The organism is Pseudomonas sp. DWP2-2, from assembly GCF_049897065.1.
GTDB lineage: Bacteria > Pseudomonadota > Gammaproteobacteria > Pseudomonadales > Pseudomonadaceae > Aquipseudomonas > Aquipseudomonas paracarnis.
Map to the genome: position 1 here is coordinate 83552 of NZ_JAFCVN010000001.1, position 23109 is coordinate 106660.

22 protein-coding genes are annotated in these 23109 nt (G+C 60.3%); 6 read left to right on the forward strand and 16 right to left on the reverse strand.

The genetic code is table 11. The features are described from left to right. The first annotated feature begins 1 nt into the window (after window position 1). Genes ACP7CZ_RS00315 through ACP7CZ_RS00325 form a run of 3 tightly spaced genes read left to right on the forward strand, consistent with a single transcriptional unit; the run spans window position 2 to window position 3553 of the window. Entirely contained in the window at window positions 2-1021 is a 1020-nt protein-coding gene (locus ACP7CZ_RS00315; RefSeq protein WP_057974844.1) for an ABC transporter permease, read from the forward strand. A gap of 1 nt (window position 1022) precedes the next feature. Beyond that, a complete protein-coding gene (locus ACP7CZ_RS00320; RefSeq protein ID WP_294164561.1) occupies window positions 1023-2624 on the forward strand; it encodes an ABC transporter ATP-binding protein in 1602 nt (533 codons plus the stop codon). Between the two features lie 35 nt (window positions 2625-2659). Continuing rightward, window positions 2660-3553: an AraC family transcriptional regulator gene (locus ACP7CZ_RS00325; protein ID WP_089041854.1), complete on the forward strand. Its 894-nt coding sequence runs from the start codon at window positions 2660-2662 to the stop codon at window positions 3551-3553. Here the strand turns inward: ACP7CZ_RS00325 and ACP7CZ_RS00330 are convergent. From ACP7CZ_RS00330 to ACP7CZ_RS00340, 3 genes are all read right to left on the reverse strand, one after another. Continuing rightward, entirely contained in the window at window positions 3495-4082 is a 588-nt protein-coding gene (locus ACP7CZ_RS00330) for a LysE family translocator (protein WP_054920851.1), read from the reverse strand. The two genes, ACP7CZ_RS00325 and ACP7CZ_RS00330, sit on opposite strands and share 59 nt — an antisense overlap. Window positions 4083-4670: 588 nt before the next feature. Beyond that, on the reverse strand, window positions 4671-5300 hold the full coding sequence (locus tag ACP7CZ_RS00335) for a ribonuclease T2 family protein (protein WP_034126082.1): 630 nt from the start codon (window positions 5298-5300) through the stop codon (window positions 4671-4673). Window positions 5301-5345: 45 nt separating this feature from the next. After that, the gene (locus ACP7CZ_RS00340; RefSeq protein WP_096144276.1) at window positions 5346-6323 is read right to left on the reverse strand and encodes a Gfo/Idh/MocA family protein; all 978 of its coding nucleotides are present in this window, start codon (window positions 6321-6323) and stop codon (window positions 5346-5348) included. 126 nt (window positions 6324-6449) lie between these two features. On the opposite strand from ACP7CZ_RS00340, the gene ACP7CZ_RS00345 reads away from it, so the two are divergent. Then, window positions 6450-6812: an NUDIX hydrolase gene (locus tag ACP7CZ_RS00345; RefSeq protein ID WP_054897491.1), complete on the forward strand. Its 363-nt coding sequence runs from the start codon at window positions 6450-6452 to the stop codon at window positions 6810-6812. A 15-nt stretch (window positions 6813-6827) separates the two neighbouring features. Here the strand turns inward: ACP7CZ_RS00345 and ACP7CZ_RS00350 are convergent, their stop codons facing one another. The 10 genes from ACP7CZ_RS00350 to ACP7CZ_RS00395 form a co-directional block, all read right to left on the reverse strand. Beyond that, a complete protein-coding gene (locus tag ACP7CZ_RS00350; protein WP_003191753.1) occupies window positions 6828-7076 on the reverse strand; it encodes a DUF1652 domain-containing protein in 249 nt (82 codons plus the stop codon). A 401-nt stretch (window positions 7077-7477) separates the two neighbouring features. Beyond that, window positions 7478-7738, reverse strand: a complete 261-nt coding sequence (locus ACP7CZ_RS00355) for a hypothetical protein (RefSeq protein WP_032900704.1) — start codon at window positions 7736-7738, stop codon at window positions 7478-7480. Between the two features lie 4 nt (window positions 7739-7742). Further along, window positions 7743-8189 (reverse strand): GNAT family N-acetyltransferase, encoded by a 447-nt coding sequence (locus tag ACP7CZ_RS00360; RefSeq protein ID WP_034126087.1) that lies wholly within the window; start codon window positions 8187-8189, stop codon window positions 7743-7745. Between the two features lie 97 nt (window positions 8190-8286). Beyond that, window positions 8287-8616 (reverse strand): hypothetical protein, encoded by a 330-nt coding sequence (locus ACP7CZ_RS00365; protein ID WP_003191756.1) that lies wholly within the window; start codon window positions 8614-8616, stop codon window positions 8287-8289. Between the two features lie 110 nt (window positions 8617-8726). Beyond that, window positions 8727-9800, reverse strand: coding sequence for a class I SAM-dependent methyltransferase (locus ACP7CZ_RS00370; protein WP_014718237.1), 1074 nt, complete (start codon window positions 9798-9800; stop codon window positions 8727-8729). A 38-nt stretch (window positions 9801-9838) separates the two neighbouring features. Next, complete coding sequence (locus tag ACP7CZ_RS00375) at window positions 9839-11287, reverse strand: class-II fumarase/aspartase family protein (RefSeq protein ID WP_294164568.1); 1449 nt, start codon at window positions 11285-11287, stop codon at window positions 9839-9841. Then, entirely contained in the window at window positions 11287-12720 is a 1434-nt protein-coding gene (gene purB, locus ACP7CZ_RS00380; protein WP_294164569.1) for an adenylosuccinate lyase, read from the reverse strand. Before purB ends, ACP7CZ_RS00375 begins: the two co-directional genes overlap by 1 nt. A gap of 29 nt (window positions 12721-12749) precedes the next feature. After that, window positions 12750-13736, reverse strand: coding sequence for an HOASN domain-containing protein (locus tag ACP7CZ_RS00385; RefSeq protein WP_060764836.1), 987 nt, complete (start codon window positions 13734-13736; stop codon window positions 12750-12752). Between the two features lie 39 nt (window positions 13737-13775). After that, window positions 13776-14771: an HOASN domain-containing protein gene (locus ACP7CZ_RS00390; protein WP_373456480.1), complete on the reverse strand. Its 996-nt coding sequence runs from the start codon at window positions 14769-14771 to the stop codon at window positions 13776-13778. A 399-nt stretch (window positions 14772-15170) separates the two neighbouring features. Next, entirely contained in the window at window positions 15171-17240 is a 2070-nt protein-coding gene (locus ACP7CZ_RS00395; RefSeq protein ID WP_034126092.1) for an EAL domain-containing protein, read from the reverse strand. Between the two features lie 344 nt (window positions 17241-17584). Here ACP7CZ_RS00395 and ACP7CZ_RS00400 point away from each other — a divergent pair, with 344 nt between their 5' ends. Next, window positions 17585-17839 (forward strand): hypothetical protein, encoded by a 255-nt coding sequence (locus tag ACP7CZ_RS00400; RefSeq protein WP_230032401.1) that lies wholly within the window; start codon window positions 17585-17587, stop codon window positions 17837-17839. Window positions 17840-17850: 11 nt separating this feature from the next. Further along, window positions 17851-18180, forward strand: a complete 330-nt coding sequence (locus tag ACP7CZ_RS00405; protein WP_054898536.1) for a DUF6388 family protein — start codon at window positions 17851-17853, stop codon at window positions 18178-18180. A gap of 8 nt (window positions 18181-18188) precedes the next feature. On the opposite strand, the gene ACP7CZ_RS00410 is transcribed toward ACP7CZ_RS00405, so the two are convergent. Genes ACP7CZ_RS00410 through tssM form a run of 3 tightly spaced genes read right to left on the reverse strand, consistent with a single transcriptional unit; the run spans window position 18189 to window position 23100 of the window. Continuing rightward, the gene (locus ACP7CZ_RS00410) at window positions 18189-19031 is read right to left on the reverse strand and encodes a serine/threonine-protein kinase (RefSeq protein ID WP_080757681.1); all 843 of its coding nucleotides are present in this window, start codon (window positions 19029-19031) and stop codon (window positions 18189-18191) included. Beyond that, entirely contained in the window at window positions 19028-19750 is a 723-nt protein-coding gene (locus tag ACP7CZ_RS00415) for a PP2C family protein-serine/threonine phosphatase (RefSeq protein WP_054898535.1), read from the reverse strand. Before ACP7CZ_RS00415 ends, ACP7CZ_RS00410 begins: the two co-directional genes overlap by 4 nt. 2 nt (window positions 19751-19752) lie before the next feature. Continuing rightward, a complete protein-coding gene (gene tssM / locus ACP7CZ_RS00420; protein ID WP_181125344.1) occupies window positions 19753-23100 on the reverse strand; it encodes a type VI secretion system membrane subunit TssM in 3348 nt (1115 codons plus the stop codon). Between the last annotated feature and the right edge of the window lie 9 nt (window positions 23101-23109).

Genomic DNA, 23109 nt, shown 5'->3' on the forward strand with positions numbered 1-23109 from the left:
GATGAACCTGTCCCCCCTCAATCGCCGCCGGTTCGAGCGGTTCAAGGCCAACAAGCGTGGCTGGTGGTCGCTGTGGCTGTTCCTGGTGCTGTTCGTGTTGAGCCTGGGCGCTGAGTTGATCGCCAACGACAAGCCCCTGGCGGTGCACTTCGACGGCGACTGGTACTTCCCGGCGCTCAAGCGCTACCCGGAGACTACCTTCGGCGGTGAATTCCCGCTGGAAGCCAACTACAAGAGCCCGTACATCCAGGAGCTGCTGAAAGCCAAGGACGCCTGGACCTTGTGGGCACCGATTCCGTTCAGCTACCAGAGCATCAATTACGACCTGAAAGTCCCGGCCCCGGCGCCGCCGTCCTCGGTCAACCTGCTGGGCACCGATGACCAGGGGCGTGATGTGCTCGCGCGGGTGATCTACGGCTTTCGCGTGTCGGTGCTCTTTGCCCTGACCCTGACCATACTCAGCTCGATCATCGGCGTGATTGCCGGCGCCTTGCAGGGCTTTTATGGCGGTTGGGTCGACCTGGCCGGGCAACGTTTCCTGGAGATCTGGTCCGGCTTGCCGGTGCTCTACCTGCTGATCATCCTGGCCAGCTTCGTGCAACCCAACTTCTGGTGGCTGCTGGGGATCATGCTGCTGTTTTCCTGGATGAGCCTGGTGGATGTGGTGCGCGCCGAGTTCCTGCGCGGTCGTAACCTGGAATACGTACGCGCGGCGCGGGCGCTGGGCATGCAGAACGGCGCGATCATGTTCCGTCACATTCTGCCCAATGCGATGGTCTCGACCATGACCTTCCTGCCCTTCATCCTTACCGGCGCCATTGGCACCCTGACCGCCTTGGACTTTCTCGGCTTCGGGCTGCCGGCAGGTTCGCCGTCGCTGGGTGAGCTGGTGGCGCAGGGCAAATCCAACCTGCAAGCGCCGTGGCTGGGCATGAGTGCCTTCGCGGTGCTGGCGATCATGTTGAGCCTGCTGGTGTTTATCGGCGAGTCCGCTCGCGATGCGTTCGACCCGAGGAAATGAGATGAATCCGGACAATCTGATCGAAATCCGCGACCTCAGTGTCGAATTCGTCACCGGCGAGCATCACCACCGGGTGGTCAACCACGTCAGCTTCGACATCAAGCGCGGCGAAACTCTGGCGCTGGTGGGTGAAAGCGGTTCGGGCAAATCGGTCACCGCCCATTCGATCCTGCGCCTGCTGCCCTACCCGTTGGCCAGGCATCCGTCGGGCACTATCGAGTATTCAGGGCAAGACCTGCTGACGCTCAAAGAGAAGACCCTGCGGCATATACGCGGCAATCGTATTGCGATGATCTTCCAGGAGCCGATGACCTCGTTGAACCCGCTGCACTCCATCGAAAAACAGATCAACGAGGTGCTCGGCCTGCACAAGGGCCTGACCGGCAAGGTCGCCACCCAGCGCACGTTGGAATTGCTGGAGCTGGTGGGTATCCCCGAGCCACACAAACGCCTCAAGGCGTTGCCTCACGAGCTGTCCGGCGGCCAGCGCCAGCGAGTGATGATCGCCATGGCTCTGGCCAACGAGCCGGAGTTGTTGATTGCCGACGAGCCGACCACGGCGCTGGATGTCACCGTGCAGTTGAAGATCCTGGAATTGCTCAAGGAGCTGCAGGCGCGGCTGGGCATGGCGCTGCTGCTGATCAGCCACGACCTCAACCTGGTACGGCGCATCGCCCATCGTGTGTGTGTGATGCAGCAAGGTTGCATCGTTGAACAGGCCGATTGCGAGACACTGTTCCAGTCGCCCCAGCATCCCTACACCCAGGAATTGCTCGCGGCGGAGCCCAGTGGTGGGCCAGCCAACAATGATGTCGGCCCTCCGCTGCTGGAAGTGGACGACCTGAAAGTCTGGTTTCCGATCAAGAATGGCTTTTTGCGCAATACCGTCGATTACGTCAAGGCTGTGGACGGCATCAACTTCAGCCTGCCCCAGGGCCAAACCCTGGGCATCGTTGGCGAAAGTGGCTCGGGCAAGTCCACCCTGGGCCTGGCAATTTTGCGCCTGATCGGCAGCCAGGGCGGGATTCGCTTCGAAGGCCAGCAACTGGACCGCCTCAGCCAACAGCAGGTGCGCCCGTTGCGCCGGGAAATGCAGGTGGTGTTCCAGGACCCGTTCGGCAGCCTGAGCCCGCGCATGTGCGTCAGCGAGATCGTTGGCGAAGGCCTGCGTATCCACAAGATGGGCACGCCCGCCGAACAGGAAGCGGCGATTATCGCGGCGCTCAAGGAAGTGGGCCTGGACCCCGAATCCCGGCATCGCTACCCCCATGAATTTTCCGGCGGCCAGCGCCAACGCATCGCTATCGCCCGAGCGCTGGTGCTCAAGCCGCGCCTGATCCTGCTGGACGAACCCACCTCGGCCCTGGACCGCACGGTACAGCGCCAGGTGGTAGAGTTGCTGCGTGGTTTGCAGGCCAAGTACAACCTGACCTACCTGTTTATCAGCCATGACCTGGCAGTGGTGAAGGCGCTGAGTCACCAATTGATGGTGGTCAAGCAAGGCCAGGTGGTGGAGCAAGGCGATGCCCAGGCTATTTTTGCCGACCCGCAACATGCCTATACCCGGCAGTTGCTCAAGGCCGCTTTTCTGGTACCGGCCTGAGGTAACGCGGGTGAGAATGCAGGAGAAATAACGCCATGTCGCTCAGCCCAATCGCCCGTCCCGCAGACACGCCGCGCTTCTGGCGCGACGAACGCCTGCCGTTCATCGAAGCCCGCAGCATCGCCGACGGGCGCAAGGTCACCTATACCCGACACGCCCATGAGCATTTTTCCATCGGCGCGATCACCACGGGCTGCAGCTATTACCACTACGGCGCGCACACCTTCGAAATCAGCGCCGGCACCGTGGTGCTGATGAACCCCGGCGATGTGCATGCGTGCAACCCCATCCATGACCAGCCCTGGTCCTACCACATGCTGTACCTCGACACGCCGTGGCTGACCGACCTGCAATACCAGTTGGGGTTCAGTACCGACCAGGGCTACCGGCCATTCGACACACCCCATACTCGCGACACCGGGCTGTACCACGGCTTGCTCGACCTGTACCGCACGCTAGTGGATGAACAGGCCGAACTGCTGCAAAAACAGAGCGCGCTAGTGAGTTACTTCACCGAGGTGCAACAGCGCCTGAACCCTTCGCTGACGCCGGTACGCGAGGTCAACCACAAACTGGAACGCGCCGCCGACTACATCCGCGCCCACTGCACGCAGGCCTTGAAACTCGAAGACATTTGCCAGGCCGCTGAACTGTCGCCGTCTTATCTGATCCGCGCATTCAAGCAGTATTACGGCTTGACGCCCCACGCCTTCATGGTCAACCGCCGCATCCAGTTCGCCCGCAGCCAACTGCGCAATGGCGCACTGATTGCCGACGTCGCCCTGGCCGCGGGCTTTGCCGACCAGGCGCACTTCCAGCGCACCTTCAAACAACACTTCGCGGCCACGCCGGGGCAATACCGCGAGAACCTCAAGCCATCAGCAAATAACCCACACTGGCCACCAGCAACGCGGCCATTGAGCGGTTGAACAGGCGCACACCTTTGGGGTTGTTCAAGTAGCGGCGCAAAAACGTCCCCGCATACGCCCAGCACGCCACCGACAGGTAGCAGATCACCAGGTAAAGCACGGCAAACAACCATACCTGCGCCGCATCGCCATCGGCCACGAACAACCCCATGCCTGCCACACACGCCAGCCAGGCTTTCGGGTTGAGCCACTGCATGATCGCGCCATACAACATCGACGGCGCGGAGTGCGCACCGTCAGCGTCCAGACGGCCATCATCCACCGCCAGCTTCCAAGCCATATACAACAAGAACGCCACGCCGCCCCAGCGGATCAATTGAATCAGGATCGGCCAGCGCACCAATACTTCATGCAACCCCAGGCCGATCAACACCAATAACAAGGTAAAACCCACGGCGGCGCCGAAGACATGTTTCTGGCTGGCGACGAAACCAAAACGTGCGCCAGAACTTAAAGCGACCACATTCACCGGTCCCGGCGTGATGGACGTGGCCAGGGCAAAGGCGGCCATGGAGAGAATCAAGCTCATTGCAGTTCCTTTTGTGATCCCAAACGAGGTTTAGATCACGGTACCGCGCAGGGACACGAGGGTATTGAAGAAAATGCCCCTGGGTACTTGAGAAACGGACGCTGATCTGATTAGTGCCCCGCGATCAACTGTGGGAGCTGGCTTGCCTGCGATGGCGGCCGTTCAATCGACAGAGATGTCGAATGTGCCGCCCACAGGTAACCACGATGCGAAGCGAGCCGCTCTTGATCTTGATCTGCTTGTGATCTTGATCTCAGGCGCCCCGTTAAACCACGCTGGCCGAACGCAGGCTTGAATTCGTGGGTAACGTGGTGGGGCAAGAGCGTTTTGCTTACTTTTGTCTGGGCCGGCATTCCGGCTTTTCAAAAGTGAGACGCCGTCAGGGCGGAACCCTAAGTAGCCGTTACCGCAGGAATGGATAGGTACTCGGTATTACGGTGTCGACTGCGAGGCCGTCTTCGCAGGCAAGCCAGCTCCCACAGTTGGATCGCGGGGGCGTCAGGTAGATAGCCATCGGCTGGCACGCCGCCATCGCAGCGATACGGCGACCCAACAAGCCAGTTTTCATAGTGGGATCCAGGGCACTTCTCAGCGCTGGGTGGGAATACGAATATCGCCCCCCCGACACTGGCTCTTCACACTGCGCGGGCAACCGGCAAACGCGAGATCCTTGGTCAGGCACACCCGCACTTCCGACAGCACCTTGCCCTTGCAGATCACCGCCATACCGTGGTTGCCCATGCGTGGGTTGCTCTCGCGAAACAGCGCCTCGATCTCGTTGGCCTGCAATGACGGCGGCGTATTGAACGGCTGCAGTTGCTGCGGAATGGCAACCGCACCGAGCGCCACATCGGTCTTCTCCAGATACTCCAACGGCTCCAGCCCACTGCAGGTGCCATGCTTGGCCCACTCATGCTTGAGCAGCGTGCGGGTGGGAAACAGCGCCGCGCCCTTGTCCATTTCTGCCTCGCTCAAGCGCGTCTGCGGTGTACAGGACGCCGGCCACCCTCCCCGCGCGTATTGCGGCCACAAACCATGCAGCACAAAGCCGTAGCCTTTACCTGAGCATTGCTCGTTGCCTGGGTGCGTGAGGCAAAACGTGGGTGACCACGAGAGCGATAGCACATAGAAATCAAACTCACCCGCCTGCCCTTGGCTGCGTGGCGCCGCCGTTGCCGCGGTGGCCATCAGCAGCCACACCACCATCCAGTATTTCATCCCGGTATTCCTTTAAAAAAGTAAAGCCTTACGCTATCGCCACGCCTAGGGATGCTGGGAGTAACGGTGTAACACCTTGTCCAGGATGATATCGGTCTTCAGCGCTTCGATGCCCAGCGACGGATGCTCGGCCTCGCCACGAATATGCGCGTTCATGTTCAGGACGTGGTGCCATTGAATATGGGTATGACACGGCACGTCCAACACCTCGGTGGTCTCGCCTTCAAGACGCAGCGGCTGGTCCTCGAACACCGAAAACTGAATACGACCGCGACTGCCGATCAGTTCGACCCGGTCTTCGCGTCGGTCCGCCACAAAATTCCAGCAGCCCATGCCCAATGCACCGCTGGCAAATGTCCAGCAGGCCGTCACGGCATCTTCTGCCGCGTAGCGCCCAGCCTGTCGCGCCGAAAAGCCTGAGACCTCGACGATGTCCCCGGCCAGGTACTGGAACAGGTCGAACCCATGGCTCGCCAGGTCGGCAAAGTAACCGCCACCGGCAATGGCCGGATCGGTGCGCCAATTGGTGGCGTCGGAGTCTGTTACGGCAGCGGGTTTGCACAAGGTCCAGGTCAGGTGGCGCAACTCACCGATACGGCCTTCCTGCAGCCAGGTGCGCACTTGCTGGAAGCGCGGCAAAGAACGCCGGTAGTAGGAGACAAACAGGTGCAGCCCGGCGCGCTCGAATGTGCGCTGCATCAACGCGCTCTGTTCAGCATTCAGCGACATCGGCTTTTCGACGCAACAATGTTTGCCCGCCGCGGCCACTCTCAGGGCGTACTCAAGGTGACTGTCGGGCGGAGTGGCGATGTAGACCGCATCCACCTCGGGGTCATCGATCAAGGCCTGGGCATCGGTATACCAACGGGCAATGCCATGGCGCGCCGCATAATCGCACACCGCCTCGGCACGCCGCCCCATCACGGCGACCAATGCCGAACCTGGCGCTTTATAGAAAGCCGGTCCACTCTTCAATTCAGTGACACTGCCACAGCCGATCATGCCCCAGCGTATGGTCTTCATCTAATGTCCTCGGTCGTATTCGTCAATTGGGCAGTATCCACATACAGGCCCTGGCGCGCCATAACCACTTAGCATGACAATTGCATTACACTTTTATGACATTCATCCGGCGCGGGGGCACATTCGATGAAAATTAGGGCGACCGTCATTTGCGAACGTGAGGGGCACATCCTCTTCGTACGCAAGGCCAGATCAAAATGGGCATTGCCCGGCGGGAAAGTAGAAGCGCACGAGCGCCCGGTAGGCGCGGCGGAACGCGAGCTGGAAGAAGAAACCGGTTTAAACGTGGACGGCTTGCTGTACCTGCAGGAGCTCAAGGCCCGCGACACCGTCCACCATGTGTTCGAGGCCTCGGTGGTCAATATCGACGAGGCGCGGCCGTGCAATGAGATTGTCGATTGCCAGTGGTACGCCTACAGCGCCGTGGACGAGCTGGATACCACAGACACTACCCGCCACATCGTCAAATCCTTCCTGCGGCGCCTCTGACGCGCTGGACGGCCCTTAACCTACCGCAGCAAACCCACGGCGCCCGGCCTTTATCTCGGTACGCAACTCACCAATCAGGTTAGAGATGGCACGGATGCTGTCCAGGCCTTCGGGTGATACGCGGGTCAGCAGCAAGTCGACACGACCGGACGCAGGCTCGAACACGCTGATGCGCAGCGAGCCGTCACTATTGAGGCAGCACTCACACGCAAGCGGCAGGAAGCCTGAGGCCATGATGCGGTTGAATTCGGTGATGGAAATCATGATCAGCCCCCCGTCCCTGGGTTCTACCCGATTGAGGTGATGCAAGCAGCATAGATAAGGTTTTGCCGGCCGCCGGACAATTAATGCAAAAGTGTTAGCCAGCCCTCACTTTAGTAGGGCGTCACCGGCCATGAACGACAGGCCGAGATTAAATCGCGGGCAAAAAAAATCCCAAGTAGCTGATGGAAACTTGGGATTTAAAAATGCATAAACCGTGGGAGGTGAACGCCCGGCTATAGTAGCGATTGTAAAAACATGTAACAAGATTATTTTAATCCTTTCGTCGGATTGAAAGCGTCGTAAGTCATTCAATAACCACATATTTTTTAAGGTAGAAGGCAGTAGTCGTGCTACTTTTTGGTGCAAGTAACGACAGTAAGTCCCTGTATAAAAAATGGTTATTAATCGGGCGTAGCGCTTTCAAGTAACTGTTCACTTAACTGCTTGCATGTTTCTTGAAGGGCCTCACGACTGGAAGCAGTGGCGCCCACCACGGCCTCCAGATGACGACACAGCGTCAGGCGTTCAGCCGCCTCTTCGCGCTGGCGGTCGACCTTGGCGTTGAGTTGAATGAAATAGAACCCCAGCAGCACGGCGATGCCCAGCACACCCACCGCGAGGTAGCGCAAGCCGTTGGACGATGGAGGCTCTGGGGCATTCATGGCCTTATGGCGCCCTGCTCTTTTCATAACGAACGTCATCACCATCGACCGGGCCCACGACGGACCAGCCCAGGCGCTGATAGAACCCATTGGCCCGGATTTCATCACGCCCATCAGTCACCAGGTAGAGCGTGTCGTGGTGCTCAAACAGGGCCGCCTCGGCCACCGCCATCAGTTGACGGCCCAGCCCAAGCTTCTCGTGCGATGGCAGCACGAACATTGCGAACACTTCACCTTCATCCAGGTCGACCATGGAAAACCCCGCCGCCTGGCCGTCCACTTCCGCGATCCAGCCGCAAGGTGCTGCGCGCAACGTATCGCTCAATACCTGCGGGGTAATCCCCAGGCCAGCCATCTGTTCAAGGCTCAGGTGGTTTTGCACCACCGAGGTGCGAATCGCGCACAGCGTGTCGACGTCATCAGGTGTCGCCGTTCGAATCAGCACTTGCATACCCGCCTCCATCAAGAAGTGCGCAATTGTATGCAAATACTCACACGGGGTTTGTCGTGGATTTGTAAAGGCCCCACGGCTGGTGCGGGGCTACGGATTACTTGCGCGCGACCTTGTAGCGCAGGCAATCCTGGTAAAAGCTTTGACGAATCGCCTCGGGCTTGAGCCTTGAGCGGCTGTCATAGGTCTGCTCGGTGATGCCCATGGCCATCATGCGCATCCACGACTTGCTGAACTTGAGGGTCTGGATCTTCTGCCGGGCCGCGTATAGCGAAACGCCGGATAACTTGAGTTCCTGGGCCCTGGCGGCCGTGCCTGCGCCCCAACTGCACATGTACTTGTCACCCTCGCGCAATTCCCTGGCCTGCGCGACAGTCGCGCCGCCGGCCAGGGAGCAGGCAATCAGCATCATTCCCACAGAGCGCATTTGCATCCTCACCTAACCACCTGAAAATAAAAGTGATTTTGGCGAGGATTTTGTTACAAAGGGGCCATTAAATTGCCTTACTGCGCAAAGCGACTCGCGGATGCTTCCTATCAAGGCTTGAGTTCGAACAGCGCCGGCATCGGTGGCCACTGCGAAGGCACTTTACGAAAGCGGCTGAACCCGGCTGCCTCAGCCATCTGGCGGGCACGCTTCTCGCCCATGAACGCCCCCAGCCCTGCCCCACCGTGGGACAGCGAACAGGTCATGCAATAGAGGGTGCTCTGCGGGTACATGACGCGCCCGAACAGGTTCATGTTCTCGTGCAGTTCCTCGGACAGGTTGAGCTCCACCATCAGGTAGGTACCGTCTTCGGCCGTGGCGGCGCGCAAATCCTTGAGCATCTGCTGAGGGTCGGTGGCATCGTGGATCACCACAAAGGTGGTCACGAAGTCGAATTGCTGGCCGCGCAAGGCATCGGAGTCGTTCACCTCGAATTGCACCCGGTCACCCACACCAGCCGCCTCGGCGTTGGCCCGCGCCAACTCGATGGAAGGCAGGTGGAAATCGCAGCCGACAATGCGCGCCTCGGGGTAGGCCTTGGCCATGGTGATCGCTGCAAGGCCCGCACCGCAGCCGAAATCCAGCACACTGCCGCCGGTCTTGAGCTTCTCTTCGACGCCGTCCAGGGATGGAATCCAGTGCTGGACCAGGTAGTGCTTGTACCAGGGCATGGTCATGCGCTCCATGCCTTTCCAGGTTTCCAGCGGGAACGCCTCTTCAGCGCAACCACCACCATGGCGGAAGGCCTCGATGACCTTGGGCGCCATGCTCACGAACGGCACGCTCAGCTGGATAATGCCACCGGCAAAATACGGCGAATCTTCATCGGCCAGCACCGGCACAAACTCGGCGGGCATTTGGTAACGGCGGGTTTGCGCGTCGTAGGTCACATAATTGCCGGTGGCCATGCTGCCCAGCCATTCGCGCAAGTAACGTGCGTTGTAGCCGGTCTTGTGCGCCAACTCTTCCAGGGTCACCGCCTGGCCGTCGGCCAAAGCCTTGAACAAACCGAGCTGGTCGCCGATGTAGAGCATGGCGCCGCGCAGCGTGTTGCCGTAATCCTCCATGATGCGCGCCGAAAATTGCTGGACCTTGGCTTTATCAACTTCCATAACGTTGGACATCTGTCGCTCCTTGATGAATATGCAAATCTGTTAAGGGATCAGTGGCCGGCGAGTTTGGCCAGCACGTTGTCAACGATGCGTTCGGACATGCCCAAGTGAGTACGGGGCTCGAACAGCCGGGCCAGGGCGCCATCATTCATGACAGCAAGCACCCGCGCATCGGCCTCGATTGCCTCGCGGATCGACACGTGATTGCGCTGGCTGGCCTGGGACACTTCGAAGATGATCTGGTAGGCGCTGCTCTTGCCCAGCTTGCGCGCCATTTCGAACACCACCGCTTCGGTGCAGATGGCATCGCCATAGGCCTGGGCGGTGCATTCCATTTTCTGCACATTCACGGTGAGCCCATCGATGGTCTCGGTCAGAATCGAGAGCGCCATCAGTGCATAGTGGGAAACGTCCGCGACCGCGCACCACTCCAACCGCGTACCGCGGTAATCGCGCTCATGCTCAAGAATCATCGCGTCCAGCGCGAGCATGACCTGGGCCTTGGCCAGCCGTGCCAACACCACCACCTGCTCGCAGCCTTCGGGGTTGCGTTTGTGCGGCATGGTGCTGCTGCCGATCTGCTGGTCGCTCCAGCCCACTTCCACTTCAGCGATTTCCCAACGATTGAGCGTACGGATTTCATCGGCTACGCGGGCCAACGAGGCGGTGACCATGGCCAGGGTGCTGACGAACTCCGCAACGCGGTCACGAGACACATGCCAGCCTGTCAGGGGCACTTGCAGCGACAAGCGCTGGGCAAAACGCTCCAGCATGGGCATGGCGTCCGGGCCGAACGCCGCCATGGTGCCGACTCCGCCGAACAGCTGCACCACCAGTACACGCTGGCGGGCTTCGGCCAAGCGCTGCCGGTGGCGCAACAGCTCATCGATCCAGCCGGCGACCTTCAGCCCGAAGGTGGTCGGCAAAGCGGGAATCGAGTGGGTCCTGGCGACCATCAGCGAGTCACGGTGCGCATCGGCCAGGGTCGACAACTTGCCCAGCAAAGTCTCCAGGGCCTGGTCCATCGCATCAAGCACATCGCGCATCTCCAGGGACTGGGCGGTGTCCTGGATGTCTTGGGTGGTAGCGCCGTAATGCACGTATTCACGGGCACTGGGGCTACAATTCTTTTGCAGGGCGCTCAGCAATGGCATCAGCGAATGCCCAGTGGCAGCCACGCCTTCGGCCAGTTGGCGCACATTGATGCCCGATAGCAACGCGGCCTTTTCGATCTCCAGGGCCGCCTCGCGCGGGATGATGTTGACATCGGCCTGGGCCATGGCCAGCGCAGCTTCCACGTCCAGCCAACGTTGCAGGCGACAATGACTGCAGAAGATCTTGCGGCTCTGCGGGCCGGCATAACCCGAACCGTGGGTTTTCGAATCGAGGATGTGGCTGTGTTCGTGGCGGCATTGCTCGCCGTCATGATCAAAGCCCGGGTGGTCCGAACGTGCGGTGCAAGACGCACGGGCTGTCGTTTCCAAAGTTTGCGCATCCATCACATACCCTCCGTAGCGTACAGGGACTGATTGGTATTGCCTTGGGTTGCCATCAGTGCTTCAGCGCCATCGCCTGAAGCGCGAGGTCGTGCTTTAGTTGCCACCAGATCGACCATTTCGGCCGCCAGCCCTGTGTAGGCCGTCGGGTCAAGCAAGTCATCGAGCATTTGCGCGCTGAAACAACCGCGCAGCCGAGGGTCGCCAAGCAGCGCGTCGCGAAAGCAAACGCCCGCGTCTTGGGCCTGCTGGGCGATGTCGTGCACCAGGTGATGGGCCGTCTGCTTGCCACACCGAGGCGCCAGCGCAAGCATCACGCGCTCCGACAGGATCAGCCCGCCCAGCAAGTCCAGGTTGCTGCGCATGCGCGCTTCACGCACCTGCAGCCCACCCAGCAGCAAGCCTTCCATACGAGCGAGCAACGCACCGGCGTAAATGAACAGCTCGGGTAAGGCCGCCCATTCGATGCGCCAGGTGGTGCCGTCACGCTCGTGCATCTGGAAAGCGGCGTCGGTCAGCGCAACCATCTGCGCACGCACCAGCCGTGACAGCGCGCTGATCAGATCCACCGTCGACGGGTTTTGCTTGTGGGGCATGGTGCTACTTCCCACTTGCCCTGCTCGCCGCCCCTCGCGCACTTCGTCGATCTCGGTGCGCTGCAGGTGGTAGATCTCATTGGCGACACGACCCAACGTCGCCGACGCCTGCACCAGCAACCACGCGGCTTCCAGAATGCGGTCGCGGGCGCTGTGCCAACTGCTCAACGGTGCCGACAGGCCGAGGCTTTCCAGGGTACGGCGCTGCACTTCCAAACCCTGTGGGCCAAGCCCGGCCAGGGTGCCCACGGCGCCGGTCAGGTTGCCGACCATCACCCGGGCGTAGGCTTCGTCAAAGCGTTCAAGGTGTCGATCAATCTCATCGACCCACACCGCCACCTTGTAGCCGAACGTGGTGGGCAGTGCGTGTTGACCATGGGTCCTGGCGACCATCGGCGTGTGCTTATGGCGCAGGGCGAGCGTGAGCAGATGCCCACGGATCCCGCGCAAGCGCTGCACCGCCAGGCCCCAGGCATCGCGGATTTGCAGGATCAGCCCGGTGTCGAGGATGTCCTGGGTGGTCACGCCGTAATGCACGTATTCGCCCAGCCCATCGGCGCATAACCCCTGCAATGCGCGCAGGGTCGGCACCAGGATGTGTCCGGTTTCCAGGCCTTCGCGCCCCAACGCGTCGAGGTCCAGCAGTTCCACGCTGGCTACCCGGGCAATCTCCCGGGCGGCCTCGTGGGGGATGAGGCCCATCTGCGCCTGGGTCGCCGCCAGCGCTGTTTCAACATCGAGCCACTTCTGCACCTGATTGGCATCAGAGAAGATCGCAGCAAATTCCGGGGACGAGTAAGCGCCCCCGTGGATACGGGATTCAGTGATATGACTTGGCATGTCGGGTTACTCGGGTTGTCCAGGGAGGGCTACTTCACGCGTTGTACTTCTTCCCAGACTGCATCGTAATAAGCCCGCTCCAGCCGGAAGTGCTCGGCCAAAGACGTCAGGAACGCATTCTGAAACCCGAGGTCCGGAATACGCCGTGAGATCAGCGCCCATTCACGCTTGGCCCGCGGCGGCACCAGGCTGATATGCACTTCGTAGTACTCCGCGTCATCCTGGCTCAAGCCCGCGTTGCGCAGGGCGTTGTACAGCTTGCCGTGGTTGCCCGGCACCACCAGTTCGGTGATGTAGAACACCGCCAGGCCCCAGCCGACATCGGGGTTGCGGAAACAGCGTGCGCGGTTGTTGAGGTAGGCGATTTCCTCGGGCATCGTCGAGAGCGCCTCGAAATCGGCATTCAGGCCCACGGCGGCAAGCAGCTTGGCTAACAGGCGGGGGTGGGAGCGCCGCTCGTCTTCTTCGCCCAACTCGCCGTAGAGATAACGCGCCAGGGCGGCCGCCTCATCCACGTCGGTCAGGTTGACCAGCAGGTCGGCGGCATCCCGGTACAGGCGGTACGTGCGGAACCACTGGTGACGCAAAAACACCTGCAGTTGCTCGCGAGAGGCTTTGCCTTCAAACACATACTGCGACATCGGATGGTTTTCCCGCGACTGCGCGGCAATCTGCTCTTCCAGGCGTTGCTGGAAACCGGCCTCGGACAAGGGGGATGCCAGGTCGGCTGACGGCATGAAACGCTCTTGTACGCTATAGACGGCATTGGCCAGCCAGCGCCGGGTCGAGGCGGTGGCCACGTCATCGCTCAGCGACAGGATGTACAGCAATTGCTGGCACTGCGCTGCATTCGCGGCGTCGCCACGTTGGCCGGTCTCGCACAGGGCGCGCAGCATATTGGCAGCAATTTCGATGCGATTGAACGTCGCGTCCGGCTTCAAGGCTTCCGCCAACAGACGGGCTTCGGCCGTGTGAATATTCTGCAATTGCGGCAGGGAAAAATTACGTGGGCTCATCATGTGCTCCATTATTTTTGTTTTCGGATCGCAGGTCGTTCAGGCAGACAGGCGTTGGGCCTGCATCTGCTGCCACAGGCTGTCGAAGTAGGCCTTGTTGATTTCGAAGTGGCGCTTGAGTGCGCGCATGAACGTGCGCTGAAAGCCCTCCTCGCTGGCGAACTTGGCAATCAGTGCCCACATTTCCTCGGTGTCGATCTCATCCTGGGTGCCATGCAAACGGTGGAATTCGCTGGGCTGCTCTGGAACGTCGAGGCGCTGCAACAGCTCGTAGATGCGCCGATGGTTGACGCAACTGACAGACTCCACCGCATACAGCAGCGCAAGGCCCCAGGCGACATCCGTGTGGCGCACACAGCGAATACGATTATTCAGGTAGGCCTTTTCCAGCGGATGCAGCGCGGGAAAGTCGATGGCCAGCGGAATATCGAAATACTCCATCAGATGGGCGAGCATCGCCGGGTGCGAACGCTCCGGTGTCTCAGCCCCTGCTTCGCCGTACAGGTTGCGGTAAAACACCGAGGCGTCCTCGATGGCTTCGAAGCGAAAGGCCAGTTCGGCCAGCAGGCTGTAGAAGTTGTAGGAACGGGTCCAGTGATGCTCCAGGAAGAAGCGCACATCCTGCACCGGCGGCGTACCTTGGAACAGGTGCACCGACATCGGGTGGTTGACCCGGCTGCGTGCGGCGATTTCAGCGTCGACCTGTTGACGGAACTCGTCCACCGGCAACGCGGTGAAGCCCGGCACGTCGGCGGCGAACTCATCTTCGACGCGGTAGACCTCGCTGGCCATCCAGCGCCGGGTCGGCTCGGTGCGCGGGTCACCTGGAATATGCAGTTGCAGCAGGGCTGACTGGTAGTGCGCGTAGGCGCCAGCGTCTCCCGCCAGGCCTTGCCGAGTCAGTGCGAGCAGCGCTTCCAGCGCGCGGGTGACCTGGGTGTAGTGGGCGCCGGGTTCCAAGGCATTCGTCATCAGCCGCGAGGCGGTGGTGAACAGATCGGAATCCGAGCGTTGTTGCAGGGTAGCAGTATCCATTGATAACCCCTGAATCTTGTTTTTGTGGTGGGACATACTCGGAAAAAAGCCTAAAGGTTCCCGTAGTGGCAAGGTCAACACCTGTAGGAAAATTCTTTCAAGGCTTAGCGATGGGAGGTGATGGCGTCAGGGCGGAGCCCCAATTAGCCGTTACCGCAGGAATGGATATGTACACGATCCAACTGTATCGGCTGTCAGGCCGTCTTCGCAGGCAAGCCAGCTCCCACAGTTAGATCGCGGTGCGTCAGTTAGATCAGCGTCGGCTGTCAGTCCGTCACGGGAGCAAGCTCACTCGCCACAGGTCCAGCGTCGCACCAAAGTTGTGTAGTTACCTATGGTCGTCGCCGGCGAGCCAGCGCCCACAGTTGGATCGGGGTGCTAGGTAGATAGGGTCGGTCATCAGACCAACGCCCTGCGCTCAAGCACAAAGCGCGGCAACTGATCCCCAGGCAGTGCCTTGCTGAAATACCAGCCCTGGATAAACAACTCAGGCCCGTTACTCAAAAAGGCCAATTGCTCAGCCGTCTCGACCCCTTCCACTACCACGCCCAGGTCCAGGGCCTCGCAGAAGCGCAACATACCGGTGAGCACCTGGGCGCCTTTAGGGTCGTGCTGGGCAACCACAAAACTGCGGTCGATCTTGATGAAATCCACAGGAAACTGATGCAGATAGCTCAACGCAGAAAACCCAGTGCCAAAATCATCCAGATAGACCTTGGCCCCCATGGCTTGCAACTTCTGGATGGTCTGGCGGGTGGCCGGGATGTCGCTGACCAGCGCGTCTTCGGTAATTTCCACTGAAACTTGCCCACGGGCCTGGCCAAGAATTTCCACCAGGCGGTCGCCATAGGCGGCGTCCTTTAGTGTGGTACTGGAAATATTGATGGTCATCGGCAGTTCAAAACCCATCTTCTGCCATTTCTGATACTGGCGCACGGCCTGGGATGCCACCCACACATCCACGTCCGGCATCAGCCTGGCGTGCGCCAGCCATTGCAGGAACTCCCACGGCGAATGCACCGTGCCCTGGCTGTCCCGGGCGCGCATCAGCGCCTCGCACCCGGTGCACAAACCGGTGCGGGTGGAGACCTGGGGTTGAAACTCAAGATAGAACTCGTAATCGCTGATCTGCTGGATGCGGTTCAACTCAGCCGCCTGGCGGGCCAATGTCTGGTGGGTGGCCAGCACCGGGTCGAACTCTAGCAGACGGCCTTTTTCCTCAAGGCCGCGAAAGGTCATGTCCAAAGATTTGAGATACACCGTGCCGCCATCGCTGGACTGGCGATGAATCGCTCTCACGTAGGGCGCATACACCAGCGTCCCGGCCCCCAGCAGAACGATCTGCAACACCACCGCCGCCACGTCGCCGTGGGTGCTGAGGTATGCATTGAGCAGCACCGGGGCGGTAAACGGCACGCTGGCCACCGCCGGCGACACCCAGCCCAGTTGTACCACCATCAAAGCCACCATCGCGTTGAACGCCGGTACCAGTAGAAACGGTATAAACAGGCGCGGGTTGAGGATGATCGGCAAACCGAACAACAGCACCTCGCTCACATTGAATAACGACAACGGCAAACTCGCTACCGCCAGCAAGCGCATGGACTGGCTTTTGGAAAACAGCAGGATCGCCAGCAGCAGGCATAAGGTTGCCCCCGAACCACCGATAAACGCAAAACTGCCCAGCAAGCCGTTATTGAGCAAGTACAGCACCGGCTCCCCCGCCGCCAACGCTGCGCCATTGAGCGCCACGGCCTGGTCCAGGGCATCGAATAGCGGCTGCATGGCATACACGCCGTGAATGCCGAAGAACCACAGCAGCGAATTCATCAGTGTCACAAACAACCCGCTGCCGTAAGGCGTCTGCAACGCATCAAGCACCTGCGGCCCCTGGATTTGCGCCACATGGGGGATCAACAGCAGCAACGACAACACCGTCACCAACGACAAGGCCGTGAGTGCGCCGGGTATCACCATGTTGATGGTGCCCTTGAGGTTATGGCCGACCAGGTCTTGGTTGACCAGGCGTGTCCAGCGAAAGCGGTGCAGCCAGGCAATGGCAGGCACATTGATCAAGGGCGAAGCAATGGCAATAAACAGCAGGAACGTGGCCGAAGCACGCGGGTAATCACGCAGCACGAAGGTGGCGACCACCACATGGGCCAGGCACAGGAAGGCAACCGGCAGCTGTGGCAGACGGTGTTGAATCGCCAACATATAACCGATGGAGGCCGCGACCAGCAGTGGGATCACCGAACTGATCTGTTTATGCAACCCCGCCAGGAAACTCACCACTTGGGGATCGAACCCCAGCGCCAGGGCGCATTCGGACAGAATCAGGAAGCCGGCGGACACCAACAGGCACGGCAGAATCCACAGCAGCCCCTCACGAATCGCACGCAACGACTCCGTGCTGGCCAGGACCGCCAGGCGCTGGGTCAGGAAAAGTTTGAACAGGGTGTGCGCCATGGGCCGTCCTCTGCCTGTCACCGACTGCCGCTGAAGATCAGCGGCCGGAAACACCGCTAACGCTACACGCCCTGATAGCCGAAGCGAAAGCCTTTATCCCCGCCCCAGCCCGGCTTTTTACCAGTGAATGCCTGGCTGCTAGACTAAATCCCTACAGATTTATCGAACTTTCTGACTTGAATCATCCCCTAAGGCTGTCTGAGTCGGTATCATCCGCACGGTTTGTGCGTGTTAAACGATGTTACAACCTGTCTGATAATGGGTACGCACTCAGGGAATCTTGCCTGGAACGACAACAGGCCAAAGGAGAGAACCTCACTATGCAAGACAAGCGCTCAAGTAACATGCGTCCTCTATTCGTCACCATTGTGCTGTGGTTGTGCAGCGTGGTGTTGCTGTTTGTGATCAAGAACGTCATTGAATTGTTTACCGGGCCTGTGGCTGAAACCTGGGTAGACCTGACGCTGGTGCTGATCGCCTATCTGATGTTTTTCTTGCTGGCGCCGTTGCAGAACTGGATGCGACGCAGGTCGCGCAAGCGTGCCCGCCATCACCTCAACGCACGCACGTCCGATAGCAGCTCTCATCCTTCTCGTTAAGGTGTCTATCTGTGTCGACGCCTAACGATACTTATCAGCTTGCACTGGACAGATTTCTGCGCGAACAACCGCAGGTCGCTGCCGAGCTGGACAGTCTTAACCCGCTGGTAGCCCAGGCCAGGGGCGAAACCCTGGCGCAGTATCGCGCTGAACGCCTGCATGAGGCTTTCGAGGCACACGCTGAACAGCAACAGCTGTTCGCCTGGGAATTGACCCTCAAGCTGACGGCCGATTCCACCGAAGTCTTCGAGGCCCAGCGCCGTGAAGTGCATAAAGAAGTCGCACAGATGGCGGGCATGGACTGGCTGGAGTACTGCCAGTTGCACGGCTTGGCCGTTTGACCTCTTCCCTACAAGCGCCAGCGTGGCCGGTTGCGCCCCATGACTTGGCGCAACTCGGCGACCGTTATGCTTCGGTGCTGCGGGTCCACCGCGAGCGCAGCCTGTAACGCCGCCCAGCAATGCCTGGGCAACTGCGCAGGCCGGGACAGCCGGTCCATTGCGCAACGTTCGCCAACGCGCTTGCCATGGGCCAGTTCGTATAGGATGCAGGCCACGCCGTACAAGTCGGCGGCCGCGGTCAACGCCCCGCCGGCCAACAGTTCCGGGGCTGCGTAGGCAGGTGTCCAGGCATTGAAACGACTGCGGCTGACACTCGGCAAACCCACCCCAGCCTGCCCGGCGGCATGGCCCAGCCCAAAGTCGAACAAGCGCACGCCCTCCTCGCCCACCATGACATTGGCTGGTTTGACGTCACCGTGCAGCACGTTTTGCTGGTGGGTGTAGACCAAGGCATCCAGCAACTGCACGGCGATGGGTTGCAGTTCGCGCCAGGGCAACCCATAAGGGCATTCCAGCAGCAGACGGTCCAGGGTCAGCCCCTGCAACAACTCCATGGTGAAGAACGCGACCTGGCTGTGTGTGTCGACTTCGAACGAGAACGTCCGTACCACGCGGTCGTGCCGAAGGCTGCGGGTCAACGCAAACTCGTTGTACAACAACACATGCGCATCGGGACATTGGGAAATGGATTCGTCCACCAGCTTGAGCGCCACGTTCGAACAGCGCTCGCCTAATTGCTCGTGCAGCAGGTCGCGCGCACGGTACACAACGCCCATACCCCCTCTGCCCAAGACATGCTCAAGGTGATAACGCCCAACCAGCAGACGCAAGGCTTGTGGCGACGCGCTCAAGGCTGCACGACAACCGCGGTCAGGTCATCATGTACCGGCCTGCGCAACGCCCCTGCAAATAGCCGTTCCACTGCCTGCTGGGGCGTTTGCATACTCAACGCTCGTCCCAGGTCCACATGGCTGAGGGCCTGATACAAACCATCACTGCATAATAAAAATACATCCCCTGGGCGGGTACTGAGTTCCAATGCCTCAAGGTGCAACCGCGAACCCGCGCCCACGGCTCGGGTCAAGGCCCTGGCATCGGGGTAGGCCTGGGCTTGCGCGGCACTGAGGTGACGCTCGTCCATGAGCCGCTGCAGCAACGAATGGTCCTTCGACAATTGGTAGAGACTCTGCCCGCGCCATAGATAGCAGCGACTGTCTCCCGCCCAGAGACAAGCCGCCCGGCCTTTCTCCAGCAGCAGTGCAACTACGGTACTGCCCATCGTCGCGTCAGCAGGTGCACCAGGTTCTATCCATGCACGCCTCAACCCTTGGTTGACGCCCTGCAAACAACTGCGAACGGCCTGGATACGCTGATCGAGGTTGCCCTGAGCCGACACGGCTGCCAACTGCCTGATTACCCATTGGCTGGCGAAATCCCCGTTGCGATACCCGCCCATGCCATCCGCAACCGCCCAGCAGCTGCGGCGCGGGTCGTCCAGGAATGCATCCTCGTTGCGCAGCCGCGCCTGCCCCTGCTGTGTACGACCAGCGCTGCGCCAGGGGGCTGCCATCTTCACAGTTGCTCCGGCAAGCGAAAGGTGCGCCACGTATCCACATCAAACGGGACAGGCGTGCGTTGGCTGGTCAGCAGGTAATTGACGCGCAGGCCGGCGAGGTCTGCCTTGAAAACCTGAGCATTTTGCCCACTGGCGGGTTCTCTCTGCAGCTGGTCCAGAAACCGGAACAGTGACCAAGCCCCTGTGTTCTTCTCGATTCCCAAGGGTCGCTGCTCGGTGCCTTTCTCCAGGACGAGACTGCTGCGCCCATTGTCTGCATCGGTGGGCCAACGGAACGCCACGGGCACGATGGGACCGTGGCGATATTCCAATTGCTGGTCACCCACGCGCAGAATCGCACGACTGATCGATGGGTCCAGGCTGTAGGGCGCCACGGTAAACCGCACAGATAACTCCTCCGTGTCCTCGGTAAAAAAACCGCGGCGTATGGCCTGGGTTTTTGTCAATTGCTCCAACAGCGAACGCGAAACCGGCAAGCTCTGGCCATCCAGCCCACGCAATCGGTAGCGAGTGCCGTCGACACTGATGAAAGGCCGCAGGTAGTTCTCATAAAAGCGCGCCATCACCCCTCGTGGCTTGAAGAACTCCTGAAAATCATGAAGGGCTACGTCATTGCTCGCGTTGGCATGGAACGGGTAACGTCGTCCAATTGCCTTGGCGTAAGGGCTACGCACATCGCTCTGATAGCGTTGGTTGACGTGCACATAGGCCTGCTCCAGCAAATGCCGCCAACTCTCGTCGGCCAGGCCCTCAAGCCAGCCGGCAACGGGTAGCGGCAGACGCGCAGCGGCATCACGCAGGCTACCCAGCACATCCTGCTGCCCCTCCATACGCTGCCGGGCACGCAGGAAGGCTGCCTGCTCGGGTGCGCTGTCACGGTTCAATGCCGTCAGTTGCAAGTGCAGTTCATCCAACTGACGCAAAGCCTGGGTCAACTCTGCTCCGGGGTTGTTCTGCTCATCCAGCAATTGATGCAAAGGCTCGAATTTTTGTTGCAACGCCCGCCGCGCAGCATCAGCAAAAGCCACTGGCCCAGCCACCAGCGCCGCCTTGGCCACGTCTGCGGGATGTTGCACTACTTTATCGAGCAGCTCATGACCTGGCAGCAAACGCGTGTTTTCACGCAGCTGTTGCAACAACCTAATCAAAGGGGACTGGGCCGAAGTCAGGCTCATGAGTTGCTCGGCGTCCTGGCGTAGGCTGTCGGTCTCTTGCAGCGTGATACGGCCGAGAACATCGCTCCAGGCATCGGCATATTCACTGAAATAGCGCTGTTGCAATTGCGCCATCAGCCGACTCAAATCTTGATGGCCCAGGTCGGCACCCTCACCGAGCACCCAGTTATCCCGGGCAATGGTGTCAACCAACCGTGGGCCCTGCGTCTCAAAGTACTGCAGATACCTTTTGGTATAGAAACCCGGTACGGAGGGGGCGATACCAGCGAATACATTGCCCTCGGCCAAGCGCAAGGGTTCCAGGTCGCGAGCTTGTTCGCGCAGTACCCGATACACCACGTCGGCCAATGACTCGCCCCTCAGTGCTTCGCGAGCCTGAGCCACCCGTTCCTCGTTGAGCGGCCCGACAAACGGGCGCTCAAGCAGCCGCGCAAAGTGATCAGTCAGGCGCTTCTGTGTCGACATGTCCCCGGCAAAACGCTCCGACCAGAGGCTCGCCATATGTTGTGCCAGCCAAGCAGTCTCACGGCGCTCGCGCAAGTTGAGCATCAAATACGCGCGCAGATTGACCAATAGCCGGTCCCGATCTCCCAGGCTGGCATATACCTGCTCGTCCAGTTGGGCGGTTATCCAACGCAGCAATTGCTGGTGCAGTGCCTGCTCATAGGCGTGTTCGACACTGGGCCGACTCAGCTCGCCCTGATACAGCCCAACGTGCTCGACCAGGCGCACATCTGCCGACCTGGGAAAAACCCGGGTCGCCGCCAGCCGCGTATCCAACAGCGCCAACAGCGCCGTGCTGTCATCGCTGGCTTGCGAGCCAAGCGGCGGGAGAGCTACCAGTGCCGCCAACTGCGCCAGTCGTTGATGGTTGACGGCATAACTGTGCCACCACAGCCCGCCGACACCGCCAATAACCAAGGCTACGGCCATCGCTTGCAACCCCTGGCGCCAACGGATTCGCTGTCGTTCCTCGGCCTGCAAGCCAGCGAGGTCGGCTTCGGCAAAGATTGCCTGGCTGAACAGGCCCTGCACAAATCGCGGGTGCCGGCCATCGGCGCAGGTCAGGAAAATCCCTCGCAGACCATTGATGGGTTGGTAGCGATGAGAGGAAAACGCCATTTCAGCGAACAGATTCACGCGTTCACCTATTCGTGCCACCTGCTGGGGGAATCCCAGCATCAGCCCCCGGCGCTCGACATTGCGCTCCTGGTGCAATCGCCCGATCAGCTCACTATTCAAGCGCTGTAACAATCGCTCGACGGCCCGGCGAACCTGCGTAGTGTCAGTATCCTCGACATGGGCGTCCAAGTGCTGCCCAAGCAAGCTGTCAGCACTCTCTGCGTGGGGCAGGTCGAAGAACTCAGCGAATCCCGACAACCGATCGGCCTGGGTCAAAACCAGGTAGATCGGCACATCCACATGCAACGTCTGCTGAATCTCCTGCAAACGTGAGTGCACACGGCGTGCGTGATGATCCAGGTCGTACTCGTTGATGCTCAACAACGTGTCGACCGACAGCGTCACCACTACACCATTCAGCGGACGCACTCGGCGCCGCCATCTGAGCAGATTGAGCAGGGTTGCCCAACCTGCGGCATCCACTGAGCTGTCAGGCTGGGTAAGGTAGCGCCCCGGCGTGTCGACGAGTATGCCTGCGGCGGCAAAGTACCATTCACAATGAGTGCTACTGCCCATTGGTCGCCCTTGGGCAGGGTCGAGCGCCAACGGCAAGCCGGCGGCAGCCAGTAACTGCGTTTTGCCACTGCCCGGCTCGCCGATCAACAGGTACCACGGCAGATCATGGCGCCACCGTGCGTTATGCACGCCATAATGGCTGGATGTTTTCAGCAGATGCACAGCGTTTTTGAATCGAACGCTTACCTGACGGCGCTCATCCTCGACCCACTTCAACGGCTGCTCACGCGGGGGCCTTTGGCGCCTGGTAGCACTACCAGTATCCGTAAGCGCTATCACCAGCCCCCACAGTAAAAACACGATGCTGATGGTAAGCAGGCGAGCAGTCGTCCCCTGCCAGATACGATAGTCATCCACTGCCAACAGCGGCCCTAAAAACCACACGAGTGCCGCACAGGAAAGCGCCAGCAGAAGGCTCCAAACCCAAACCCTGCCCAGCACGGCGCCCATCCTCTTGAAGAATGCGCTCATTCATTGCTC